Raw genomic sequence first — 22,194 nt, 5'->3', positions numbered from 1 at the left:
GACCAACCCCGCCACCCAGATCAAGTGGGGCCTGGACTACATGAACGAGCGCTACGGCAGCCCCGTCGGCGCCTGGAACTTCTGGCAGAACAACCACTGGTACTAAACCACCAGCGGCAGCAGACGCCTCAGCGGGCGCTCAGCCCCCACACGCATGGGGCGCAGCAGCCCCGCACGCATGCGAAGGCCCCGGTGGCCGGCCTCCCCAGGTCCGGCCCCCGGGGCCTTCGGCTTCCCATCCCACTGGGCTCGGTGCGCGCCGCCCGTAGGGGGTGTCCTGCCTGACCGGCGGGACGCCCCCCACGGGCTCACAGGCGCTGGATGATCGTCCCGGTCGCCAGCGCGCCGCCCGCGCACATGGTGACCAGGGCGAATTCCTTGTCGCGGCGCTCCAGCTCGTGGAGCGCGGTGGTGATCAGCCGGGCGCCGGTGGCGCCGACGGGGTGGCCGAGTGCGATGCCGCCGCCGTTGACGTTGACCTTCTCCAGGTCCTGGTCGAAGACCTGGGCCCAGCTGAGGACGACGGAGGCGAAGGCCTCGTTGATCTCGACGAGGTCGATGTCCTTGAGCGACATCCCGGCCTTGCCGAGCACGGCCCGCGTCGCGTCGATCGGCCCGTCCAGGTGGTAGTGGGGGTCGGCGCCGACCAGGGTCTGGGCGACGATCCGGGCGCGCGGCCTGAGCTTGAGGGCGCGCGCCATCTTGCGTGAGGCCCACATCACGGCGGCGGCCCCGTCGGAGATCTGCGAGGAGTTCCCGGCGGTGTGCACGGCCGTCGGCATGACCGGCTTGAGCCGGGCCAGCGCCTCCATGCTCGTGTCCCGCAGGCCCTCGTCCCGGTCGACCAGCCGCCACATGCCCTGCCCGGCGGCCTGCTCCTCCTCCGTCGTCGGCACCTGCACGGCGAAGGTCTCGCGCTTGAACCGTTCCTCGGCCCACGCGGCGGCGGCCCGTTCCTGGGAGAGCAGGCCGAGCCGGTCCACGTCCTCGCGGGACAGGCCGCGGTGGCGGGCGATCCGTTCGGCGGCCTCGAACTGGTTCGGGAGGTCCACGTTCCACTCGTCCGGGAAGGGCTTGCCCGGGCCGTGCTTGGATCCGGAGCCCAGCGGCACCCGGCTCATGGCCTCGACGCCGCAGGCGATGCCGATGTCCATGACCCCGCCGGAGATCATGTTGGCGACCATGTGGTTGGCCTGCTGCGAGCTGCCGCACTGGCAGTCCACGGTCGTCGCGGCGGTCTCGTACGGGAGCCCCATGGCCAGCCAGGCGTTGCGGGCGGGGTTCATCGACTGCTCGCCGGCGTGGGTGACGGTGCCGCCCACGATCTGCTCCACGCAGTCGGGCTGGATTCCGGTCCGGGCGAGGAGCTCGCGGTAGGTCTCGCCGAGCAGGTAGGCGGGATGGAGGTTGGCGAGCGCGCCCCCGCGCTTGCCGATGGGGGTGCGTACGGCTTCGACGATGACGGGTTCCGCGGCCATGAGCTCGTCCTCTCCTGCACAGCGCCAGCGCGGCGGGCCGTCCCGGCGCCCCGCCCTGAACTAGTACGCGTTCTAGTTCTCCCCGCAGTCTTATGACCCGGAGCCCCGTCACGCAAGGGTCTTGCACGCGGCCTGCACGGATTCCACACGCAACAGTTGACGCCCCGACCCTTGTCACTTCTAGAACTCGTTACTACCTTCAAGCCAACTTCTGATGCTCCGTCAGACTTTGGAGTTGCCCCGATGCCCTGTCCCGCGCTGCCCGAAGGCTTCGACGCCACCGACCCCGACCTGCTCCAAAGCCGGGTCCCGCTCCCGGAGTTCGCCGAGCTGCGGCAGACCGTGCCGGTGTGGTGGTGCCCGCAGCGGCGGGGCGTCACCGGCTTCGACGACGAGGGCTACTGGGTCGTGACCCGGCACGCGGACGTCAAGTACGTCTCCACGCACCCGGAGCTCTTCTCCTCCACCACCAACACCGCGATCATCCGCTTCAACGAGCACATCCAGCGTGAGCAGATAGATGCCCAGCGACTGATCATGCTGAACATGGATCCGCCGGAGCACACGCGCGTCCGCCAGATCGTGCAGCGCGGCTTCACCCCGCGGGCCATCCGCGGGCTGGAACAGGCCCTGCGGGACCGGGCGCGGAAGATCGTCGAGGAGGCGGTGGCGGCCTCGGCCGACGGCAGCTTCGACTTCGTCACGCAGGTGGCGTGCGAACTCCCGCTCCAGGCCATCGCCGAGCTGATCGGCGTACCGCAGGAGGACCGGTCGCGGATCTTCGAGTGGTCGAACAAGATGATCGCCTACGACGACCCGGAGTACGCGATCACCGAAGAGGTCGGCTCCGAGGCGGCGATGGAGCTCATCGGCTACGCGATGAACCTGTCCGCCGCGCGCAAGGAGTGCCCGGCCAAGGACATCGTGACGCAGCTGGTGGCGGCCGAGGGCGAGGGCAACCTCGGCTCCGACGAGTTCGGCTTCTTCGTGCTGCTGCTGGCCGTCGCGGGCAACGAGACGACCCGCAACGCGATCAGCCACGGCATGCACGCCTTCCTCACCCACCCCGAGCAGTGGGAGCTGTACAAGCGCACCCGGCCCTCCACCGCGGCCGAGGAGATCGTGCGCTGGGCCACCCCGGTCGTGTCCTTCCAGCGCACCGCCACCCAGGACACGGAACTGGGCGGCCAGAAGATCAAGGCGGGCGACCGCGTGGGGCTCTTCTACTCCTCCGCCAACCACGACCCCGAGGTCTTCGAGAACCCGGGCGCCTTCGACATCACCCGCGACCCGAACCCGCACCTGGGCTTCGGCGGCGGCGGCCCGCACTTCTGCCTCGGCAAATCCCTGGCGATCATGGAGATCGACCTGATCTTCAACGCCCTCGCCGACGCCCTGCCCGATCTGCGCCTGACCGGCGAGGACCCGCGGCGCCTGCGCGCGGCCTGGCTCAACGGCATCAAGGAACTCCGGGTCAGCCACCCCTGACCCGAGACCCGAGCACGGCAGGGGCCACCCCTCCCACGCCCCGGCCCCTGCCGCCCGCCGGTCACCGGCCGCCGCCGACCACGTTGCCGCCACGACCTCGCCGTCGGCGGAGTGCACGACCTCGGCCACGGTCCGGGCGGCGGCGTGACCCCTCCCGCCCGAGTGGCGGGAGCGCCGCCCGTGCCCGATCCTGACAGGACGCGGCGATCCACCGCAGGGGCGCCGGGGCCCGTTGGCCCCGGCGCCCCTGCGGCCTGTGCGCGGCTGCCGCTACACGCCGCCCGCGATCATGCCCCAGCCCTGGGCCATCCCGGCGAGCGGACCGACCGCGGCGAACTGGCCCCCGCTCAGCGTCGCGGTCCGGGCGGTCCCGCCGGCCTTGTAGAAGATCACGCTGTCCGCGGTCCGGGACACCGTTTCGAACCGTGCGGAGCTGCCGCCGTCGCGGAGAGCACTGACCTTGCCGTCGGTCGCCGTGCCCACTTTGGAGACGAACTCGGTTTTTGTCTCCGAGAAGGCGGCCATGACGGAGTCCTTGGTCGCGATCAGGTCCCCGTTCATTGCCACCAGGTCTGACAGGTACGCGTCTTCGTCCCTTGATCCGACCTGCGTGTAGACGCCGTTCTGGAGCGTCCCGTACGTCAGGGAGAACCGGAAGTCCCCTGCCGTCTCTTCCGTGCTTTCCACGATGACCATCGTGTCGCAGGAGCTGCCCACGAGCCACCAGTCTTCACCGATGTCGCCGTAATCTCGCACCTGCTGGTACACGCCGTTCTTCAAGCTGCCCATCACCACACCGTCACCCGACAGCTCCCCCAAGACCACGGAGTCACCCGACGCCGTCACAGAGTGCCACCCGTCCAAGGCGTCGTCGTCGAAGGCCTTCACGCGGGTGTACTTGCCCTCCGTGAACGTGCCGCTCTCGCCCTTTCCGCTGAACGCGTCCCACAGCAGCAGCGAGTCACGGCTCACGGCGGCGCTCGTGTAGCCGTCCGGGAGGGTGAGCGCCGCCTTCTGCTGCCAGCGCCCGGCCTCGAGGGTGCCGGTCACAGCCGCGCCGGTCAGTTCTCTGTAGAACAGGATCGAGCTGTTCGGGGCTGTCCGCGCGCAGAACTCCGAAGCGGCGGTCGCGGGCGTACCCGGGCCGACCGACAGAACGGCCGTCACGGCGGTGACAAGTGCGGCCACCAGGGATTTCCTCATGGTTCTCCCCTTTTCCTCGCACTCGGACCCGTGCGGCATCGGGGTGCAGCGGATTCCCCCTCACCGTCCGCCGGGGCGGCGGACCGGTGCTTCCCCCGAACGGTCGGACGCCCCCCTGATCATCGTGCGCGGGATCCGGCGCCCTCGCATCTCGGCTCCGGCCGCCGGCCCGGGTACGGCAACGCCGCCGGGACCCCGTCTGCGGGGCCCGGCGGCGTTGCGGTGCGTACGGACGAGGCTCGGGTGGCGCTACGCCGGCCCGGAGCGGGCGGGCGTTCGCACCCGGTCCCCGGCCTCCGACTCGCCCACGGCCTCGGCTTTGGCCGGGTCCGACGGCGTCCGCTGGCCCGGAAGGCTCACCTGCAGGCCACGGGGCCCGGACAGCGCGTACACGAGCCCGAAGCCCGCCGTCACGACGACCGCCCCGCCGACCGCGTCCAGCACCCAGTGGTTGGCGGTGGCGACGATCGCGCAGACCGTGATCAGCGGGTGCAGCGCCCCGAGGAGCTTCTGCCAGCCCTTCGGCGCGAGGACGACGATCACGATGCCGCACCACAGCGACCAGCCGAAGTGCAGCGAGGGCATCGCCGCGTACTGGTTGGAGATCGCGGTCATGGCCCCGTACGACGGGTTGGCCAGGTCCTGCGGCCCGTGGACGGTGTCGACGAAGCCGAGGCCCGGCATCAGGCGCGGCGGTGCGAGCGGGTAGAGCCAGAAGCCTATGAGGGCGAGGACGGTGGCCAGGCCGAGGGAGGCGCGGGCCCAGCGGTAGTCCCCGGGGCGGCGCCAGTACAGGACGGCCAGGATCGTCAGCGGAACGACGAAGTGGAAGGAGGTGTAGTAGAAGTTGAAGAAGGCCTCCAGCCAGGGCGTGTTCACCACGGCATGGTTCACGGCGTGCTCGATGTCGAGGCCCAGCGCCCGCTCGATGCCCAGGATCTGGCTGCCGTTGCCCTCGGCGAGGCTGCGGCTGGTGGGCGCGGCGGCCCGGATGTGCGAGTAGAGCGAGTACCCGACCCGTATCAGCAGCAGTTCCAGCAGCAGGTTGGGCCGCGACAGCACGCGCCGCCAGAACGGCAGCAGCGGCACCCGCGCCCAGCGGGCCTCGGCCGGGCGCCCGTACGCGGTCGGCACGGGCTCGCGCCAGTACGGCGACGAGCGCGGCAGGAACGGCACGGCGCAGGCCGCCGCCAGCGCGGCGAGCAGCAGCACGTTGTCGCGTACGGGGGCCAGCGCGGCCAGGTTCGGCAGCAGCACCGCACTCGGCAGGGTCATGGCCAGGACCACGGCCACCGGCCACACGGGCCGGTCCGCGGCCCGCTTGCCGACCTTGCCCGCGACGGCGAGCAGGACCCACAGCAGCTGGTGGCGCCAGCCCGCCGGGGAGACGGCGACGGCCACGCAGCCGGTGACGGCGACGGCCAGCAGCAGCTGGCCGTCGCGGGCGTAGCGGACGGCGCGGCGCAGGCCGATCCAGGCGATGGCGGCCGCGAGGGCGACGTAGAGCAGTATCTCGACGGGTCCGGTCAGGCCGAGGCGCAGCAGCGCCCCGTGCACGGACTGGTTGGCGAGGCTGTCGGGCGCGCCGCCGAGGCCCGCTCCGGCCAGGTGCTCGGCCCAGTACGTCCAGGAGTCGCGCGGCATGGCCGCCCAGGACAGGGCGGTGGCCCCGGCGAAGGTCGCGGCGGCGGCCCCGGCGGCGGGCCGGCGCCCGGACAGCCACAGCAGGGGGGCGAAGAGCAGCAGGGCGGGCTGGAGGGCCGCGGCGAGGCCGATGAGGAAGCCCGCGGGGCGGTCGCCGGGCACCCGGAAGACGGCCAGGAGCACCAGCAGCACCGGCAGCACGGCGGTCTGTCCCGGCGAGGCGGCCTCGCGCACGGGCAGCGAGACCATCATCAGGGCGACCAGCACGGGCGCGGCCAGCAGCGCGGTGCGCCGTGGGACCGGGTCGGGCAGGGCCCGCGCGGCGACCAGCCCGATGGCGGCGACGAACAGCAGGGTCACGCAGGTCCAGGCCACCTCCAGGGAGGGGGCCGCGAAGCCGGTCAGCGGCTTGAGGACGAGCCCTGCGAAGGGGGTCCCGGTGAACTGCCCGGCGTCGTACAGCGACCCGGGCAGACTGCCTGGGAGGTGGAACCCGCTGAGCCACTCACCGGGAGGCACGCGCAGCACGGCGGCGGCCTGTCTGACGGCCAGGGCCCCCGCCAGCGCCCACAGGAGCAGGCGCGCCGCCCCCAGCCTGCCACTATCGCCTATGACCCCGGCATGTCCGTTCGCACCACTGTGCTCCGCCGCGTTAGCCACGCCTCGCCGGCCTCCCGCCGTGTTGACCGCAACCCTGACTTCGCCTGGCTGCCGCGTTTCATGCACCACTTGATTACCTGGGACGAGGTTATCTCCCGCGGGATACCTAGGATGGCGTGCATGAGCATCGTGAAGATCAACGCGCTGACCGTCCCCGCCGAGCAGCGGGAGGTGCTGGAGCAGCGCTTCGCCTCGCGGGCGGGTGCCGTGGAGGGTTCGGACGGGTTCGAGTGGTTCGAGCTGCTGCGGCCCGTGGAGGGCACCGACCAGTACCTCGTCTACACGCGGTGGCGTTCCGAGGAGGACTTCCAGGCGTGGATGGAGGGCCCGATGAAGGCGGCGCACCAAGGCGGCGGCGGTGGTGCGGGCGGCGGCGAGCGCCCCAAGCCCGCGACCTCGGCTTCGTCGGTGTGGTCGTTCGAGGTCGTGCAGCAGGCGGCGCCGAAGCAGGCCTGACCGGCGGATCGGTACACCGGGGCCCGGGTCGGCGACCCGGGCCCCTTGGCGTGTTGTGGGGGCTCAGCTCCAGAAGGTCACTCCGGGAGTCAGCGCCAGGAGTCAGCGCCAGAAGGCGTCGCTCTCGTCGATGTCCTCGGTGCACTCGTCGATATCGGTGATCTTGTGGCCGATGATGGTGAAGAAGAGGCCTCCGCGGATCTCGATGCCCCGGTCGCCGCGGTCGGCCCGTACGGTGTGGAAGCTCATGACGTGGCCGCGGCCGTCGGCGAGGACCGCGTGGGGCTCGACCTGGAAGGTGCCGTGGGTCTCCTCCCCGAGCCTTCGGTAGAGGTCGAGGACGGCCTCGCGCCCCTTGTGGTGCCCCGACAGCGGGTTGCTGCCGGGCACGTGGTGGATGACGTCGGCCGTCATCAGCGTGCTCAGCGTCTCCATGTCTCCTTTGCCGAAGGCCTCGTAGCCGCGGCGGATCAGGGCACAGTCCGGATGCTCCGACATGTCGGTTCACACTCTCCCTGTGGGCGGTTTGTCCTTTTCCTATCATCGGCCCGCCCCTGTGGATATTCCACGCCACCGATCCGGCACGGACTCCACAATGACGTCATGGACAGCAAAGCGATCATCACCGCAGCCTCTGGAACCACGACGACCCGAACGACGCCCGGCACGGCGACCGGCATGAAGACCGGTACGGCGACCTGCACGAAGACCGGTACGGACACCGGCACGGCGACCGCCACCACGCCGGCGTCGTGGACGGTGACCCCGGAGTCCTTCGACACCGCGGACGCCACCGCCCTGCGTCGTGCTTACTTCGCCGACATCGCCGGCCGGTTCTGGAAGCGGCCGGTCACCGAGGCCGAGATCGACCAGGGGCTCCAGGACTTCCCGGACGACGGCCTGGTGCCGCCGGCCGGACTGTTCGTCGTCGGGCGCCTCGACGGCGCGGCTCTGGCCTGCGGCGGGATACGCCTGCTCGACCCGGCCACCGCCGAGCTCACCAGGGTGTACGTCGACCAGCGCGCCCGCGGCACCGGCGGCGGGGCGGCGCTGCTCGAGGTCCTGGAGGAGGCGGGCCGGTCGATGGGCGCCGAGCGGGTCAGGCTGGACACCCGGTCCGACCTCGTGGAGGCCCGCGCGTTGTACGCGCGCCACGGGTACGCGGAGATACCCGCCTACAACTCCGGCCCGTACGCACAGCACTGGTTCGAGAAGCGCCTCGTCTGACGGGCGTGCGCGGTCGGTGCAGGGCGGGGTCGATGCCGGGCGCGGTCGATGCCGGGCGCGGTCAGTGCAGGGCGTGGTCGCGCCGCGGCGGGGCGTCGTAGGGCTCCTCGTCGTCGGATCCGCACAGCTCCTCGTTGATCTCGGCGACCAGTTCGACCAGGTCGGTGGGGCGCTCGGGGCCCCACCAGTCGCCGAGCAGCTCGGCGAGGGACTCCTGCCGGGCCGCGGCGAGCTTGCCGGCGGCCTCGCGTCCCTTGTCGGTCAGCACCAGCGCCAGTCCCTCGCGGCGGGCCAGCCCGCGCTCCTCGGTCTGCCGGGCGGCGTCCGTGATGGCCTTCAGCGGCACGATGGTGCGTTCGGCGAGCATCGCGGGCTCGGTGGAGCCGTACTTGTTGATCCGCAGCAGCAGCCAGCTGGCGGCGGGCAGCAGGTCGTAGCCGGCCTTCGCGGTGATCTTCTCGTAGACGTGGCGGCGGCCTTCGCGGGTGCCGAGGACCGACAGCGCGCGGGCGACCTCGTCGCGCGAGGAGCGCTCGACGGGGTTGGAGGCGAGGGTCTCGGTCACATCGGGTGCGGTGACCGAGCCGCGGAGCTTGTCCTCCTTGAGGAACCAGGCGATCACGAAGGCGATGAGGACGATGGGCACCGCGTAGAGGAAGACGTCGGTGATGGAGCCGGCGTAGGCGTCGAGGACGCGGGGGCGCACCTCGGCGAGGAGTGCGCCGACGGCCCGGGGGTCGGCCTCCAGCCGCGCGACGTCCACCCCGGGCGGCAGCGGGACACCGGCGAGGGCGGCCCTCAGTTTGTCGTCGAGCCGGTTGGTGAAGATCGTGCCGAAGATGGCGACGCCGAAGGAGGCGCCGATGGAGCGGAAGAAGGTGGCACCGGAGGTGGCGACGCCGAGGTCGGCGTAGCTGACCGCGTTCTGCACCACCAGCACGAGGACCTGCATGACCAGGCCGAGTCCGGCGCCGAAGACGAAGAAGTAGGCGCTCATCTCCCAGGTGGAGCTGGTGCGGTGCAGCTGGTGCAGGAGGAGCAGCCCGAGGGCGGTGACGGCGGTGCCCACGATGGGGAAGACCTTCCACCGGCCGGTGCGGCTGACGATCTGCCCGGAGGCGGTGGAGGAGATCAGCATGCCGACCACCATCGGCAGCATGTGGACGCCGGACATGGTCGGTGAGACGCCCTGGACGACCTGGAGGAAGGTCGGCAGGTAGACCATCGCGCCGAACATGGCGAAACCGACGACGAAGCTGATCACCGAGCAGAGGGTGAAGGTGCGGATCCGGAACAGCTTCAGCGGCAGGACGGGTTCGGCGGCCTTCCGCTCCACGAGGACGAAGGCGACGAGCAGTACGGCGCCGAGGACGGCGAGGCCGATGATCTGGGCCGAGCCCCAGGCCCAGGTGTTGCCGCCGAGGGAGGCGACGAGCACGAGGCAGGTGGCGACGGAGGCGATGAGGAGGGTGCCGAGGTAGTCGATGGTGTGCTTCGAGGAGCGCGCCGGGATGTGCAGTGCGGCGGCGATGACGGCGAGCGCGACGAGCCCGATGGGGAGGTTGATGTAGAAGACCCAGCGCCAGGACAGGTGGTCGACGAACAGTCCGCCCAGCAGGGGGCCGAGCACGCTGGTGGCTCCGAAGACGGCGCCGAAGAGGCCCTGGTACTTGCCGCGTTCGCGGGGCGGGACGATGTCGCCGACGATCGCCATCGACAGCACGATCAGCCCGCCGCCGCCCAGGCCCTGGAGGGCGCGGAATCCGATCAGCTGGGGCATGTCCTGCGCGAGGCCGCAGAGGGCCGAGCCGATGAGGAAGAGGACGATGGCGTACTGGAAGAGCTTCTTGCGTCCGTACTGGTCGCCGAGCTTGCCCCACAGGGGGGTGGCCGCGGTGGAGGCGAGCATGTAGGCGGTGACGACCCAGGAGAGGTGGGCCATGCCGCCGAGCTCGCTGACGATGGTCGGCAGGGCGGTGGAGACGATGGTCTGGTCGAGTGCGGCGATCAGCAGACCGAGCAGCAGGGCGCCGATGGAGACGATCACTTCGCGGGAGGTGTGCTCGGCAGGTCCGGACCGGTGCGGACCGGAACCGGGGTCCACAGCCTCCGTGGTCACATCCTGAGCCATCGACTCCTCCTCAGGCAGGATCAACATCTCCATCCTGAGCGGTGTGTCCGGTTATGGCCTCTCGGAGGGTTGGGAGGGCCCCGGCGGGTCTGCATAATCGCAGGCAGTTGCCAGGGGAGGGATTCCAGTGAACCGTGAGCACTGTCCAGATTGCGGCGCCGTCGCTGCCGCCTGCGGGTGTGCGCCGGGTGCGGGTTTCAACCCCTTGCGCATCCGCCCGTACGTGAGCCTGCCCGACCCGGTCGAGCCTGAGGACCCGGCGCCGGCACCGGCGCCACTGCCGCCGATGCTGGGCGTGGTGGCCCCGGATCCGGGCCAGGGCCACACCCCGGCGTACGGGATACCCGTACCGCCGGTGCAGCAGCCGTGGCCGGACGGCCCGGCGTACGCGCCGCACCCGGCCGACACGGCCCGCCTCGGGCAGGTCCCGGAAGCGGCCACGGAACCCGGCGGCACGGCCGACGCAGGAGGTAGAGGCAGAAGGGGCGGGGGCGGGGGCCCCAGGAAGCGGACCAACCGTGCTGCGCAGAGCGTGCTGCCCCTGATGATCACCGCGGCCGCGATGATCGGGCTCGGGGGGACGGCCTTGGCGCTGTGGGTGCTGCCGGGTTCGTCGGGCAGCGAGGTCACCTTGCTGGACGCGAGGCCGTCGGCCGCGCCCGCGGCGAGCGCGGCTCCGGCCGGGCCCTCGGGATCCCCGTCCGCGGCGACGGGCAGCGCGTCGCCCTCGGCCTCGGCCTCCCCGAGCGCCTCCGCTTCGGCGTCGCCCTCGCCCTCCGCCTCGCCGTCCGCCTCGCCGAGCGCTTCCCGCTCCTCTGCCCCGCCGTCGTCGAGTCCGTCGCCGAGTGCGAGCCGCTCCGCCAGTTCCGCGCCGCCGAAGCCCGTACCGCAGGGTCCGACCCTGCGGTACGGGGACTCGGGCGCGGAGGTGGAGAAGCTCCAGCGGCTGCTGGCGGCTCAGGGGCTGTACCAGGGCAGGTTCCACGGCAAGTTCGACTGGCGGGTGGAGAACGCGGTGTCGACCTTCCAGTACGACAACGAGATCGACGACGAGTGGGGCGTCTACGGTCCCCCGACCCGCCAGGCGCTGGAGGGATAGGGCTCACACTCCCGCGAGTGGCGCGAACCGCCCCACATTTTGTATTCTGTGGGAACAAAGTGGTTCCGTCCTCAATCCCTGACCGGTGGACGGAACCACTTGTTCTCTTTTCCCGCCCCGTCTGGAGCCCCGCACATGTCGGCCAGCACCACCACCGCACCCGTCGTCCTGACCGCCAAGGCCCTGCTCCTGGACATGGACGGCACCATCGTCAATTCCGACGCGGTGGTCGAACGCTGCTGGCGCGAGTGGGCCGTCTCCCACGGGCTGGACCCGCAGGAGGCGCTCAAGGTGGTCCACGGCCGCCAGGGCTACGCCACCATGGCCGTCCTCCTGCCGGACCGCCCGATGGAGGTCAACCACGCGGAGAACGCGGTGATGCTCGCCCGCGAGACCGCCGACACCGACGGGGTGGTGCCCGTCGGCGGCGCCCCCGAGTTCATGGCCTCGCTCGACGGCCTCCTGCACGCCCTGGTCACCTCCGCCGACGCCGCCCTCGCCGGGGTCCGGATGGCCGCCGCCGGCCTGCCGATGCCCGAGGTGCGGGTCACGGCCGAGTCCGTCCGGGCCAGCAAGCCCCACCCCGAGGGTTTCCTCAAGGGCGCCGCCGCGCTGGGCGTGGACCCGGCCGACTGCATCGTCTTCGAGGACTCCGCCGCGGGCATCGCCGCCGGCCAGGCCGCGGGCATGCGCGTGATCGGCGTCGGCCCGCGCGCCGCCGCCCACGCCCCGACGGCCCACGTCCCGGACCTGACGGCCCTGCGCGTCACCGCCACCCCCGACGGCTCCGTCCGGATCACCCTGCACCCGCAGCCCTGACGGGCCCGCCCTGGGTGACGTAGCAGGGGCGGGGCGGCCGACGGCGCCCAGGGAAAGCGTTGGCGCCAACCGCGGCCCTGTCGGCCTCGTCGACCCGGAAACCGGCCCATCGGGTCGGCGGCCGCGGTCCTTGCCGGGCGCTCCGTTTCCGTTCCCCGGCCATTGGAGTGACATGCCGTTTCCCGTGACTTGCCCGTGATGTTCAACGGGTGACGCGTTCCTCTTCTGGCGCGTCATCCAGCGATTATCGGGAGTTCTCATGCGTATGCGCTCTGCCCTGACCGCGTCTGTCCTGGCCGCCGGCATCCTGCTGGGCGGCGCCGGAGCGGCGCTGGCCGACGACGGTCTCGACATCGACTACTTCTCCGGCGGGCACAAGGCCTTCGCGTCCACCTGCGCGTCGACCGCCGCCGTTCCGGCGCCGTTCGGTCCTGTCTACACCTCGAACTGCTCGAAGGAAGGCGAGAAGGAGTGGGCGGAGTTCGCCCACCTCGGCGCTCACTGACACCGGGCAGCGGAACAGCACAGGGGCAGTTGACGGATTTGCGTCAACTGCCCCTGTGCTGCGTACGTACGCCAGAGCGGCCGACGCGCCGCGGCCGGGCCCGGCCGCGGTCGGGCCCAGGCCACGGTCGGGCCCAGGCCACGGTCGGACTCAGTCCGCCCAGCCCGCTCAGCCCGCGATCGCCTCGTACAGCGAGAACACGGCCAGTGCCGCCATCACGGCGGCCGCGATCTTGGTGATCAGCCGCAGCGGCACGTACTTCATCAGGGTGCGCCCGCCCAGGATGCCGATGCCCGCGACCGCCCACAGGGCGAGCACCGCGCCGACGCCGACGGAGACGGGGTTGTCGTAGCGCGCGGCGAGGTTGGCGGTCATGATCTGCGTCAGGTCGCCGAACTCGGCCACCAGGATCAGCATGAAGCCGGCCCCGGAGACCTTCCAGAAGGACTGGTCGGCGGGCGGCTTGACCTCCTCGTCCTCGTCGTTCTTCTTCAGGAGCAGCATCGCCGCGCCCGCGAGGAAGAGGAGGCCGACGACGGCCTGGACGAGCCGGTGCGGCAGCAGGGTGAGGACGCTGCCCGCGGCGATGGCGAGGGCGACGTGCACGGCGAAGGCGGCGGCGACCCCGGCGAAGACGTACGAGGCGCGGTAGCGGGTGCCGAGCATGAGTCCGGCGAGGGCCGTCTTGTCGGGGAGCTCGGCGAGGAAGACGACGCCGAAGGCGATCGCCGTGACGCTGAAGCTGAACACGGGGTGGAACCTCAATCGGTCGGGCAGGACGCCATCGGCACCGAAAGACCTGGGGAGTGTCAGGGGTCGCTTCGGCTCGGCGGCGCCCTGGCTGGCGTACGCGCGCATGCGCGCGCCCACACCTGAACAGGACACTGCGGCCGAAGGTCTCGCTGGCCGGCCGCTGTCCGCGGCCTGCCTCCGGGCGCCGGCTGGTGTGACCCAGCAGTATGTCGACGGTCCGGCGAAGAGCTACTCCCCTTCTGCTCCGGCAAGCGTACTCGACGCCGCGGACCGTCCGGAATGGGCCGTTGGTCCCGGCCGGGCCCCTGAGGCTCCCCCCAGCCCGGCGCGGACGGCGGCAGCTCCCTGGTTCGGTGCTGCCCGGTCTCCGTCCCCTGGTCAGCGCCTCGGGCGCTCACCCCCCAGGTGCGGAATTTCAACTTCCCCTTAAACAAGCCCGGTTGCCCGGCTTGATGTGACGTGCCCATGTCGCCAAGCTGTCACCCGGCGCCCATCCCCGCGAAACCTGGCGCCAGCAGCATGGCCGCACCCCGCCGGGGCCGTACGGCCACACCCCCCGCAACCAGGGAGCCCTCATGGCACTCATACCCGCCGTCTACGCGCGTCGAATTGGCGTGCTCGCGTCAGCAGTCGTACTCGCCTCCCTCACCTCCCTCGTCAACGCCCCGACCGCGGCGGCCGCCCCGCCCACCCCGATGAGCGCGGCCGCCGCCCGCTCCTACCTCGCCACGGTCACGCCGAAGGCGGAGGGGTCCACCAGCGGCTACAGCCGCGACCTCTTCCCGCACTGGAGCACCGTCTCCGGCAGCTGCAACACCCGCGAGACCGTCCTCAAGCGGGACGGCGTGAACGTCGTCCAGGACTCCGCCTGTGCCGCGGTCAGCGGAAGCTGGTACTCCGAGTACGACGGCGCCACCTGGACCGCCGCCTCCGACCTCGACATCGACCACGTCGTCGCCCTCGCCGAGGCCTGGCGCTCCGGCGCCAACTCCTGGACCACGACCAAGCGCCAGCAGTTCGCCAACGACCTCAGCCGCCCGCAGCTGATCGCGGTCACCGACAACGTCAACCAGGCCAAGGGCGACCTCGACCCCGGCAAGTGGCTGCCGCCGCGGACCGCCTACCGCTGCACGTACGCCCGGATGTGGGTCCACGTGAAGCAGTACTGGGGCCTGAGCATGGACTCCGGCGAGAAGACGGCCCTGACCAACATCCTGAACGGCTGCTGACCTCTCCCCCGCCAGGGGGAGGCGCAGCTCCCGCTCCCCGTCGTACCGTGATCACAGGGGACACGAAGGAGGGGGAGCCATGGCCGGACTGCGGCTGGGGCCACTGCTGCGCTACGTCGACTGGGACACGGGCGGTTCGGCCACGATATGGGTCGAGGCGGACCGCCCGTGCACGGCGGAGGTGCGGTGCGCCGACGGGGCGGGCGGCAGCGTGCGCACCTTCCAGATAGAGGGCCACCACTACGCCCTGGTGCCGGTGACCGGCCTGACCCCGGGCACGTCGACGGCGTACGAGGTGCTGCTCGACGGCGTCCGGGTGTGGCCGCTGCCCGACAGCGGATTCCCGCCGAGCACGATCACCTCGCCGGCCCTGTCGGGCCCCGGGCGGCCCGCGTCCGGGCTGCGCGTCACGTTCGGCTCCTGCCGCCAGTCCGTACCGCCGCCCGGCCGGCACGGGCCGCACGGCCCGGACGCGCTCGACACCCTCGCGGCGCAGCTGGCGGCCGATCCGGAGGCGGTGCGCCCGGACGTCCTGCTGCTGCTCGGCGACCAGGTGTACGCGGACGCGCTGTCGCAGGACACCCGGCAGTGGCTGGCGGCGCGGCGGGACCTGCGGGAGGCGCCCGGAGCGCAGGTCGCGGACTACGAGGAGTACACCCGGCTCTACTACGAGTCCTGGCTGGACCCGGAGATCCGCTGGTTGCTGTCGACCGTGCCGAGCCTGCAGATATTCGACGACCACGACGTCATAGACGACTGGAACACGAGCGCGGCGTGGCTGGCCGAGATGCGGGCGACGCCGTGGTGGCGGGAGCGGGTGCTCAGCGGGCTGATGTCGTACTGGGTGTACCAGCACCTGGGCAATCTCTCGCCCGCCGAGCTCGCGTCCGACGAGCTGTACGGGGCGGTACGGGAGTCCCCGGACGGTACGGATCTGCTGCGCGCCTTCGCGGCGCGGGCGGATGCCGACCCGGGCACGGTGCGCTGGAGCTACCGGCGTGACTTCGGGCGGAACCGGCTGCTGATGGTGGACACCCGGGCAGCGCGGGTCCTGGCGGAGGACGGGCGGGCGATGCTCGATCCGGTGGAGCAGCAGTGGCTCCGGGAGAACGCTCTGGCGGGGCACGGGAGTTATGACCACCTGCTGATCGGGTCCTCGCTGCCGTGGCTGATGCCGCCGCTGATCCACGACGCCGAGACGTGGAACGCGGCGCTGTGCCGCGGGGAGCGGGGGCCGCGCTGGGCCCGGATCGGGGAGAACCTGCGACGGCGCAGCGATCTGGAGCACTGGGCGGCGTTCCCGGCCTCGTTCGCGGCGCTGACGGACCTGATCGAGGAGGTGGGGACGGGGCCGCGGGCTCCGGCGACGGTGTGCGTGCTGTCGGGGGACGTGCATCACGCGTATGTGGCCGAGCCCCGAATACCGAGTACGGCGCGGGTGTTCCAGCTGACGTGTTCGCCGGTGCACAACTCCATCCACACGGCGGTGAAGTGGGGTTTCCGGCTGGGCTGGTCGCGCACGGGGCGGTGGCTGGGGCGTGGTTTCTCCCGGCACGGGCGCACGGGACGGCCGCCGTTGAGCTGGCGGCGTACGGGTGGGCCGTGGTTCGGGAACCAGCTGATGACCCTGGCACTGGTGGGGCGTACGGCCCGGCTCCGGCTGGACCAGGCGCGCAAGGAGCGGAAGCGGGCCCGGCTGGTGACGGTTCTGGACCGGGACCTGACAGCGGCGGAATGAGCGGCGCCCACCCGGGCCGCGGGCACGGGTGGGCACGGGCGCTGGGGCTGCCCGTACGGGCCGCGCGGGCACGGGTGGTCTCGGGCACGGGCGCTGGCACAGGTGCGGGCTCGGGCGTCGGCACAGCCATGGGCCAACGCGGGTGCGGAGGTGCCCGGAACGCGTGGGGCACCTGAGGCGTGCACGGGTTCGCACCCGTGCACGGCGGCACCTGACACACTGTGGCCCCGGGAGCGGCCCCGGGCGTCCGGTGTGCGAACGCCAGGCGTACGCTGTATGGCTGTCAAGCCGCTCCTGCCGCTCCCCCGCGACGTCGCGGCGCTTCGTGCCGCAGAACGTCAACCGGACTGGGGAGTCCCGCTTTGTTTGAGACTCTGGGGTCGCTGACCACGAGCCCATGGATCTACGCCGTGGTGGCGTTGTCCGTCGTGCTCGACGTCTTCCTGCCGGTGCTGCCGAGCGGGGTGCTGGTGATCACCGCGGCGGCTGCCGCGGCGGCCGCCGGGGCTGCCGGACCGGTGCCGGTGCCCACGCAGGTGCCGGACATCCTGGCCCTGCTCGTGATCGCCACGACCGCCTCGGTGCTGGGCGACATGGCCGCGTACCGGCTGGGCCGGCGCGGCGGGGCCCGGCTGGACCGGGCCATCGCCCGTTCCCGTCGGCTGACCCGGGCCCACGAACGCCTCGGCACGGCCCTGGCCCGCGGCGGCGGGGCCCTGGTCGTGATCGCCCGCTTCGCTCCCGCGGGCCGCTCCGTGGTGTCCCTGGGCGCGGGCAAGACCCACCGCAAGGTGATGGAGTTCCTGCCCTGGTCGGTCCTGGCCGGCATGGCCTGGGCGGGCTACAGCGTGGCCCTGGGCTACTTCGGCACCCAGTGGCTCGGCACGCAGTGGCTCGGCACCGCGCTCTCCCTCGTCGCGCTCTTCGCGGCGGGCGCCCTGGCCGCGTTCCTCGTACGCCGCCCGGTCCCGGCCACGGCCGCCACCCCGGCCGCGTAGCCGGAACGTCCCGCCACGGCGCGCGCGGCCTCGGCGGAGACCGCCCGCGGGTCGTCTCCTCGCGTACGGTCCCCGGGTGGCGCAGTGCCTCACCCGCCGCGCGGCCTCGGTGGAGACCGGCCGCGGGTCGTCTCCTCGCGTACGGGTCCCCCGGGTGGCGCAGTGCCTCACCCGTTCACCCGGCCCCGATCGCCGCCGCCGGGCCGGGCTCCTAGCGTCCCTAGCACGGTGCGCAACCGAATCCGCGTCACATCCGTGCCCTGGCCGCGCCGTTTCGAGGAGCCGAGGAGTTCTCTCCATGCCCGCCAAGACGCACGCCACGCCCCAAGCAGTGTCCCGTCGCCTGATGCAGGTCGCGGCCGCGGCCCTCGTCGTCACCGCCGCCACTCCCGTCGCTGCCACCGTCGCCTACGCCGCGCCCTCCGCCTCCGTCACCCCGAGCACCGTCGCCCCGGGCGGGCGGGTCGGCCTCAATGTCGCGGGCTGCGGCACCAAGACCGGGAGGGCCACGTCGACCGCCTTCGGCGACGTACAGCTGATCCCCGGCAATCTGGAGGCCACCAACCTCTTCGGCAGCGCGACCGTCTACAACAACGCCAACCCCGGTACCCACCGCATCACCTTCGAGTGCGGCGGTCCGGGCGGCCAGCGCGTCACCGTCTCGCTCCAGGTCACTCCGGGCGCCGCGCGCGGCGGTACGGGCGGCAGCATGGGTGCGATGAGCCCGGGGCAGATCGCCGTGGGCGGCACCCTGGTCGCGGTCGCGCTCGGCGGCGGGGTGTGGGTGCTGCGCCGCCGCGCCCACACATCGGCCTGACGCACCGGCACGACGCACGGCCGCCGCCGACACACTCGGCCCGACGCACGGCCGACAGCCGACGGACCCCGGCACGACGGCCCGACGGCCCGAACACACGACGGCCCGACCATCCGGCCTGGACGGCCCGGCTGCCCAGCCACCCAGCCCTACGGGGGCAGGCCGTCACACGGCGGCGGCCTGCCCCCGTACGTGCACTCCGTCGAGCAGCAGCCGGGTGGCCTCGGCGATGGCGTCCACGGCCTCCTCGAACACCTCGCGGTTGTGCGCGGCGGGTACCCGGAAGCCGGACACCTTGCGTACGTACTGCAGCGCGGCGGCGCGGATCTCCTCCTCGGTGGCCTTCTCCGGGATGGCGGGCGGACGCAGGGTCTTAATGGAACGGCACATACCCCCACTATCCCGCTCCCGCCCCGCTACGGGGGCAGCTCAGCCCCGGACAATTTCATGATCAGCCCGGCCTGGAGCCGGGCCCGCAGCACGGGGTCCGCGACCTCGTCCAGGAGCGCGATGGCCTGCTGCGTGGTCTCGGCGGCCCGCCGGTCGTCGCGCAGTGAGGCGGTCTGGGCGGCCATGTGCCGCAGCGCGGTGTCGGCCCGGCGGTGGAAGAGCTGCCCGACCAGGGTCACGACCAGCCCCACCGAACTGGCGGTGACGCCCAGGTAGAGGTCTCCGCTGGTCTCGGCCTTCCACACGGCCAGCCCCACCCCGAACAGCAGGATCGCGGCCCCCGCTCCGGCGAACCGCTGGCTGGTCGCGAAGCTGCTGCGCGCCTGGGTCAGGCCGTAGGCGTAGTACTCGACGAGGAGGGGGGTGAAGTCGTCCCTGCTGGCGCCGAGTTGGCCTGCTGGGTACGGGACCCCTCCGACGTCGTGGAACTTCGGGTCCGCCGCCTCGGCGGCAGCCGGTGCGGGGACCTGGGCCAGCAGCCGGGCCCGTTCCTGTGCGCGCCGCCGCTCGAAGCCGGCTCCGGCGGCCCGCTCCAGCACCACCAGGGCCGCGACCACGGCCACGACCGCCCCACCCCACGCGAGCCACTCGCCCATGCGCCGACGATCCCACGCGGGCCCGGCCCGGCCAAGACCGCTGATGCGGCCTCCCCTGGCTGAATCTAGACTGACGAAGGCACGGCAGTTCCCGGATGAGGGAGAGGTGCAGCATGGCTAAGCGAGGCAACAAGCGACGCGCCCGCAAGAAGAAGAAGGCCAACCACGGCAAGCGCCCCAACGCCTGATCCCCCCGCACACAGCCCCCCGCCCCCCGGCCGGGGGCTCGCGGCTTGAGGTCACGCCGGCGCCGGGCCGCCACAGCGGGTCCGCCGGACCCGGCCCCTCCGCACTTCTTCAGGCGCCCCGGCCGCGAAGGTCCACTTCCGTCTCTCCGCCCGAGCGGTGATCCGCCGTCAGGACCCGCCGACGCCGAAGGCCCCCCGCCGTGACCGGCGGGGGGCCTTCGTACTGGTGGGCGTGGACGGTTTCGAACCGCCGACATCTGCTTTGTAAGAGCAGCGCTCTACCCCTGAGCTACACACCCGTGGATGAGTGGACAGCCTACATGGCGGGCCTACCCCCCACGCAAACCCGTGCCTGTGGGGGAGAATGGAGCGGGGCATGAGCGGACGCGGCACGGGAGAGGGATTGTGACGACGGCATCCCGGCGTTGGTTCGGTGGGCGGGACGAGAGTCGGCGGGCCGACGCGCAGGCGGCGAAGGATGCCGCGGCCGCGGCGTTCTACGAGCTGGACAGCGCGCAGCGGGATCTGCGGATCTCGGTCGAGACCATTGCCGCGGCGGACGGGTCGCCCGCCGCGCGGCAGGCGGGCGAGGGGTTCACCGCGCTCGGGCAGCGCATCGACCAGGTCAGCCACGTGTACATCGAGGCGGTCGACGCGCACGATCTGGACCGCCCGGAGCTGGAGGCCTCGGTCGCCGCGCGGGCCACGCAGGAGCTGACCCGGGCGCGGGAGGAGCTGGTGCGGGTCAAGGCGGAGCTGGACCGGTTCGCGCAGGGGTTGCAGCCGCTGCTGGACAAGGCGGAGACGCAGCTGGCGCGGGTGGCTCCGGCGCGGGAGCGGGCCAGGGCGGCGCTGCTGGCGGCGAGCGACGCGCTGGACGGGGCGCGGGCCCAGGGGATGCGGGCCGATGACCTGGCCGTGCGGCTGGCCCGGCTCGGGCCCGAGCTGACGCTGCTCAACCAGGGGGCCGCGCTCCACGGGGTGCAGGCGACGGTGCAGCGCGCCGACCGGATCCTGCGGGACGCGGAGGCGATACGGGCCGAGGCCGCGCGTCTCCCGGAGCGCGCCGCGGAGATCGACCGGCGGCTGGTGAGTCTGCGGACGCGCGCGCAGGCGCTGCGCAACCGCGCGGACCGGGTGGATCCGGTCCTCAGCGAGCTGCGCCGACGGTTCAGCGCGGCCTGCTGGCAGGACCTTCAGCAGGTCCCGGACGAGGCGGTACGGGATGTCGCGCGGGCCGAGGAGCAGTTGCGGGAGGCGGCCGGGGCGCGGGAGGAGCAGCGCTGGGCCGACGTAGGGGCGCTGATCGAGGCGGTCCGGGCTTCGCTGGACGCCACTGACGAGGCGGTGTCGGCGGCGCAGGACCGGCTGACGCGGCTGGAGGCGGTGGCGCGGGATCCGCAGGCGGAGGTGGACCGGACCCGGTTCGCGATCCGGGATGCGCAGCGGCTGGCGATGGCGGGCCGCAGTGTGCCCGATCCGCGGCACGCGGGGCCGCTGGACGCGGCGGTGGCGCGGGTGGGCCGGGCCCTGGCGGGGCTGGAGGGGCGGCATCCGGACTACTGGGCCTTCCTCCAGGAGATGGAGGACGTGCGGGTCGCGGTGAACCGGGTGGTTTCGGAGATCCGGGAGCAGCGCGGGCAGGGCTGACTTGTCCTGGCCGCGGGGGCGGCGGATGCTGGAACCGAGCAGAGGAGGGCGGTATGGCTGCCCACGCTTCCCACTGGTCTCGCGCTTCCCGCAGGTCCCGTGCGCCCCGCGCACCCCAGGTGCCCCCGGCACCGCAGGAGTCTTACGCGCCTCATGCGCTCTACGGGTGCCACGAGCCCCACGAGAACTACGCGCCGTACGTTGCCCATGAGCCCTATCCGACCCACGAACCACCGGTCTCCCACGGGATCCTGCGACGCCTGCTGCGCCCCGTCAACGCCCGGCTCGACGAGCATCTGCCCGCCGATCACAAGCTCAGCGTGGTCTACCGGGTCGGTGCCGGGCTGACCGGGCTGCTGCTGGTCGCCTTCGGGATCCTGGGCCTGATCGACCGGATCGGGTTCTTCGACACCGGCGGGGACACGGTCCTCACGCTGAACACGAACGGGGCGCTGAGCGTCCTGTCGATCGTGGTCGGTCTGCTGCTGTTCTACGGGACGGTCGTGGGCGGGACCTTCGCCTCGACCCTGAACATCGTGCTGGGTCTGCTGTTCATCGCGAGCGGGTTCGTGAATCTCGCGCTGCTGGACACGGGCCTGAACTTCCTGGCCTTCAAGATCCAGAACGTGCTGTTCAGTTTCGTCGTCGGCGTGATGCTGATGTGGTTCGGCATGTACGGGCGGGTGGGCAGCGCCCTGCCGCACGACAATCCGTACTGGCGTGCCCGGCACCCGGACCAGGCGGCCCGGGAGCAACGCGCCCGCCCCTCGGGGAGAACGTTCTAGTCCCTCCGGGAGAACGTTCTAGTCTTAGCCGCATGCCTCGATACGAATACCGCTGCCGGACCTGCGACGACACCTTTGAGGTCAGCCGGCCGATGGCCGAGTCCTCCGCGCCCGCCGACTGCCCCGCGGGCCACGCCGACACCGTCAAGCTGCTGTCGGCCGTGGCCGTCGGCGGGAGCAGCGCCGCGCCCGCGCCCGCCATGGGCGGCGGGGGCGGGGGCGGCTGCTGCGGTGGCGGCGGCTGCGGCTGATCCCGCGAGGACCGGCCGGCCCGGAGCCT

At 72.3% G+C, this 22,194-nt stretch carries 21 protein-coding genes, 1 tRNA gene and 1 pseudogene; 14 read left to right on the top strand and 9 right to left on the bottom strand.

Annotation, left to right across the window (positions count from 1 at the left end; genetic code table 11):
* A pseudogene (locus AB0D94_RS12645) lies at positions 1-106 on the top strand (lytic transglycosylase domain-containing protein); the annotation flags it as partial.
* Between the two features lie 202 nt (positions 107-308).
* Here AB0D94_RS12645 and AB0D94_RS12640 read toward each other — a convergent pair.
* Positions 309-1,478: a steroid 3-ketoacyl-CoA thiolase gene (locus AB0D94_RS12640; RefSeq protein ID WP_362049926.1), complete on the bottom strand. Its 1,170-nt coding sequence runs from the start codon at positions 1,476-1,478 to the stop codon at positions 309-311.
* 243 nt (positions 1,479-1,721) lie between these two features.
* On the opposite strand from AB0D94_RS12640, the gene AB0D94_RS12635 reads away from it, so the two are divergent.
* Positions 1,722-2,966 (top strand): cytochrome P450, encoded by a 1,245-nt coding sequence (locus AB0D94_RS12635; RefSeq protein ID WP_362049923.1) that lies wholly within the window; start codon positions 1,722-1,724, stop codon positions 2,964-2,966.
* Between the two features lie 270 nt (positions 2,967-3,236).
* Here AB0D94_RS12635 and AB0D94_RS12630 read toward each other — a convergent pair whose 3' ends face one another.
* Positions 3,237-4,169 carry a hypothetical protein gene (locus tag AB0D94_RS12630; protein ID WP_362049920.1) on the bottom strand — a complete coding sequence of 311 codons (933 nt, stop codon included), beginning with the start codon at positions 4,167-4,169 and terminating at the stop codon, positions 3,237-3,239.
* A 249-nt stretch (positions 4,170-4,418) separates the two neighbouring features.
* Complete coding sequence (locus AB0D94_RS12625) at positions 4,419-6,473, bottom strand: bifunctional glycosyltransferase 87/phosphatase PAP2 family protein (RefSeq protein WP_362049917.1); 2,055 nt, start codon at positions 6,471-6,473, stop codon at positions 4,419-4,421.
* Positions 6,474-6,593: 120 nt separating this feature from the next.
* Here AB0D94_RS12625 and AB0D94_RS12620 point away from each other — a divergent pair, with 120 nt between their 5' ends.
* Positions 6,594-6,929, top strand: a complete 336-nt coding sequence (locus AB0D94_RS12620) for an antibiotic biosynthesis monooxygenase (RefSeq protein WP_362049914.1) — start codon at positions 6,594-6,596, stop codon at positions 6,927-6,929.
* Between the two features lie 102 nt (positions 6,930-7,031).
* Here the strand turns inward: AB0D94_RS12620 and AB0D94_RS12615 are convergent, their stop codons facing one another.
* Positions 7,032-7,427: a nuclear transport factor 2 family protein gene (locus AB0D94_RS12615; RefSeq protein ID WP_362049911.1), complete on the bottom strand. Its 396-nt coding sequence runs from the start codon at positions 7,425-7,427 to the stop codon at positions 7,032-7,034.
* Between the two features lie 261 nt (positions 7,428-7,688).
* Here AB0D94_RS12615 and AB0D94_RS12610 point away from each other — a divergent pair, with 261 nt between their 5' ends.
* Complete coding sequence (locus AB0D94_RS12610; RefSeq protein WP_362049956.1) at positions 7,689-8,156, top strand: GNAT family N-acetyltransferase; 468 nt, start codon at positions 7,689-7,691, stop codon at positions 8,154-8,156.
* A gap of 61 nt (positions 8,157-8,217) precedes the next feature.
* Here the strand turns inward: AB0D94_RS12610 and AB0D94_RS12605 are convergent, their stop codons facing one another.
* Entirely contained in the window at positions 8,218-10,287 is a 2,070-nt protein-coding gene (locus tag AB0D94_RS12605) for an MFS transporter (protein ID WP_362049908.1), read from the bottom strand.
* A gap of 223 nt (positions 10,288-10,510) precedes the next feature.
* Here AB0D94_RS12605 and AB0D94_RS12600 point away from each other — a divergent pair, with 223 nt between their 5' ends.
* From AB0D94_RS12600 to AB0D94_RS12590, 3 genes are all read left to right on the top strand, one after another.
* The gene (locus AB0D94_RS12600) at positions 10,511-11,386 is read left to right on the top strand and encodes a peptidoglycan-binding domain-containing protein (protein WP_362049905.1); all 876 of its coding nucleotides are present in this window, start codon (positions 10,511-10,513) and stop codon (positions 11,384-11,386) included.
* Between the two features lie 135 nt (positions 11,387-11,521).
* Entirely contained in the window at positions 11,522-12,205 is a 684-nt protein-coding gene (locus AB0D94_RS12595) for an HAD-IA family hydrolase (RefSeq protein ID WP_362049902.1), read from the top strand.
* 259 nt (positions 12,206-12,464) lie between these two features.
* A complete protein-coding gene (locus AB0D94_RS12590) occupies positions 12,465-12,710 on the top strand; it encodes a hypothetical protein (RefSeq protein ID WP_362049899.1) in 246 nt (81 codons plus the stop codon).
* Positions 12,711-12,878: 168 nt separating this feature from the next.
* Here the strand turns inward: AB0D94_RS12590 and AB0D94_RS12585 are convergent, their stop codons facing one another.
* Positions 12,879-13,460 carry a TMEM165/GDT1 family protein gene (locus AB0D94_RS12585; protein ID WP_362049896.1) on the bottom strand — a complete coding sequence of 194 codons (582 nt, stop codon included), beginning with the start codon at positions 13,458-13,460 and terminating at the stop codon, positions 12,879-12,881.
* Between the two features lie 578 nt (positions 13,461-14,038).
* Between AB0D94_RS12585 and AB0D94_RS12580 the strand changes: the two genes are divergently transcribed.
* From AB0D94_RS12580 to AB0D94_RS12565, 4 genes are all read left to right on the top strand, one after another.
* Complete coding sequence (locus AB0D94_RS12580) at positions 14,039-14,692, top strand: HNH endonuclease family protein (RefSeq protein ID WP_362049893.1); 654 nt, start codon at positions 14,039-14,041, stop codon at positions 14,690-14,692.
* Positions 14,693-14,771: 79 nt separating this feature from the next.
* Positions 14,772-16,430, top strand: coding sequence for an alkaline phosphatase D family protein (locus AB0D94_RS12575; RefSeq protein WP_362049890.1), 1,659 nt, complete (start codon positions 14,772-14,774; stop codon positions 16,428-16,430).
* Between the two features lie 362 nt (positions 16,431-16,792).
* Entirely contained in the window at positions 16,793-17,428 is a 636-nt protein-coding gene (locus AB0D94_RS12570) for a VTT domain-containing protein (RefSeq protein ID WP_362049887.1), read from the top strand.
* A 298-nt stretch (positions 17,429-17,726) separates the two neighbouring features.
* Complete coding sequence (locus AB0D94_RS12565; RefSeq protein ID WP_362049884.1) at positions 17,727-18,245, top strand: hypothetical protein; 519 nt, start codon at positions 17,727-17,729, stop codon at positions 18,243-18,245.
* A 165-nt stretch (positions 18,246-18,410) separates the two neighbouring features.
* Here the strand turns inward: AB0D94_RS12565 and AB0D94_RS12560 are convergent, their stop codons facing one another.
* The 3 genes from AB0D94_RS12560 to AB0D94_RS12550 all read right to left on the bottom strand — a co-directional run bounded on the left by AB0D94_RS12560 (position 18,411) and on the right by AB0D94_RS12550 (position 19,778).
* The gene (locus AB0D94_RS12560) at positions 18,411-18,635 is read right to left on the bottom strand and encodes a DUF2277 domain-containing protein (protein ID WP_362049881.1); all 225 of its coding nucleotides are present in this window, start codon (positions 18,633-18,635) and stop codon (positions 18,411-18,413) included.
* A 26-nt stretch (positions 18,636-18,661) separates the two neighbouring features.
* Positions 18,662-19,291 carry a hypothetical protein gene (locus AB0D94_RS12555; protein WP_362049878.1) on the bottom strand — a complete coding sequence of 210 codons (630 nt, stop codon included), beginning with the start codon at positions 19,289-19,291 and terminating at the stop codon, positions 18,662-18,664.
* Positions 19,292-19,703: 412 nt separating this feature from the next.
* Positions 19,704-19,778 (bottom strand) — tRNA-Val (locus AB0D94_RS12550).
* Positions 19,779-19,833: 55 nt separating this feature from the next.
* On the opposite strand from AB0D94_RS12550, the gene AB0D94_RS12545 reads away from it, so the two are divergent.
* The 3 genes from AB0D94_RS12545 to AB0D94_RS12535 all read left to right on the top strand — a co-directional run bounded on the left by AB0D94_RS12545 (position 19,834) and on the right by AB0D94_RS12535 (position 22,165).
* Positions 19,834-21,129 (top strand): hypothetical protein, encoded by a 1,296-nt coding sequence (locus AB0D94_RS12545; protein WP_362049875.1) that lies wholly within the window; start codon positions 19,834-19,836, stop codon positions 21,127-21,129.
* Positions 21,130-21,377: 248 nt separating this feature from the next.
* Positions 21,378-21,914: a DUF4383 domain-containing protein gene (locus AB0D94_RS12540; RefSeq protein WP_362049953.1), complete on the top strand. Its 537-nt coding sequence runs from the start codon at positions 21,378-21,380 to the stop codon at positions 21,912-21,914.
* 32 nt (positions 21,915-21,946) lie between these two features.
* Positions 21,947-22,165 carry a zinc ribbon domain-containing protein gene (locus AB0D94_RS12535; RefSeq protein ID WP_362049872.1) on the top strand — a complete coding sequence of 73 codons (219 nt, stop codon included), beginning with the start codon at positions 21,947-21,949 and terminating at the stop codon, positions 22,163-22,165.
* The last annotated feature ends 29 nt before the right edge of the window (positions 22,166-22,194 follow it).

The sequence above is a fragment of the Streptomyces sp. NPDC048255 genome (genome assembly GCF_040652415.1).
GTDB lineage: Bacteria > Actinomycetota > Actinomycetes > Streptomycetales > Streptomycetaceae > Streptomyces.
This window is presented reverse-complemented; position numbering and strand designations above follow the sequence as displayed.

What these genes read in the sequence shown, in the direction of transcription:
- AB0D94_RS12640 (WP_362049926.1), bottom strand. Translation starts at nt 1,478, where the DNA reads ATGGCCGCGGAACCCGTCATCGTCGAAGCCGTACGCACCCCCATCGGC.
- AB0D94_RS12635 (WP_362049923.1), top strand. Translation starts at nt 1,722, where the DNA reads ATGCCCTGTCCCGCGCTGCCCGAAGGCTTCGACGCCACCGACCCCGAC.
- AB0D94_RS12630 (WP_362049920.1), bottom strand. Translation starts at nt 4,169, where the DNA reads ATGAGGAAATCCCTGGTGGCCGCACTTGTCACCGCCGTGACGGCCGTT.
- AB0D94_RS12620 (WP_362049914.1), top strand. Translation starts at nt 6,594, where the DNA reads ATGAGCATCGTGAAGATCAACGCGCTGACCGTCCCCGCCGAGCAGCGG.
- AB0D94_RS12615 (WP_362049911.1), bottom strand. Translation starts at nt 7,427, where the DNA reads ATGTCGGAGCATCCGGACTGTGCCCTGATCCGCCGCGGCTACGAGGCC.
- AB0D94_RS12605 (WP_362049908.1), bottom strand. Translation starts at nt 10,287, where the DNA reads ATGGCTCAGGATGTGACCACGGAGGCTGTGGACCCCGGTTCCGGTCCG.
- AB0D94_RS12595 (WP_362049902.1), top strand. Translation starts at nt 11,522, where the DNA reads ATGTCGGCCAGCACCACCACCGCACCCGTCGTCCTGACCGCCAAGGCC.
- AB0D94_RS12590 (WP_362049899.1), top strand. Translation starts at nt 12,465, where the DNA reads ATGCGTATGCGCTCTGCCCTGACCGCGTCTGTCCTGGCCGCCGGCATC.
- AB0D94_RS12580 (WP_362049893.1), top strand. Translation starts at nt 14,039, where the DNA reads ATGGCACTCATACCCGCCGTCTACGCGCGTCGAATTGGCGTGCTCGCG.
- AB0D94_RS12575 (WP_362049890.1), top strand. Translation starts at nt 14,772, where the DNA reads ATGGCCGGACTGCGGCTGGGGCCACTGCTGCGCTACGTCGACTGGGAC.
- AB0D94_RS12565 (WP_362049884.1), top strand. Translation starts at nt 17,727, where the DNA reads ATGCCCGCCAAGACGCACGCCACGCCCCAAGCAGTGTCCCGTCGCCTG.
- AB0D94_RS12560 (WP_362049881.1), bottom strand. Translation starts at nt 18,635, where the DNA reads ATGTGCCGTTCCATTAAGACCCTGCGTCCGCCCGCCATCCCGGAGAAG.
- AB0D94_RS12555 (WP_362049878.1), bottom strand. Translation starts at nt 19,291, where the DNA reads ATGGGCGAGTGGCTCGCGTGGGGTGGGGCGGTCGTGGCCGTGGTCGCG.
- AB0D94_RS12535 (WP_362049872.1), top strand. Translation starts at nt 21,947, where the DNA reads ATGCCTCGATACGAATACCGCTGCCGGACCTGCGACGACACCTTTGAG.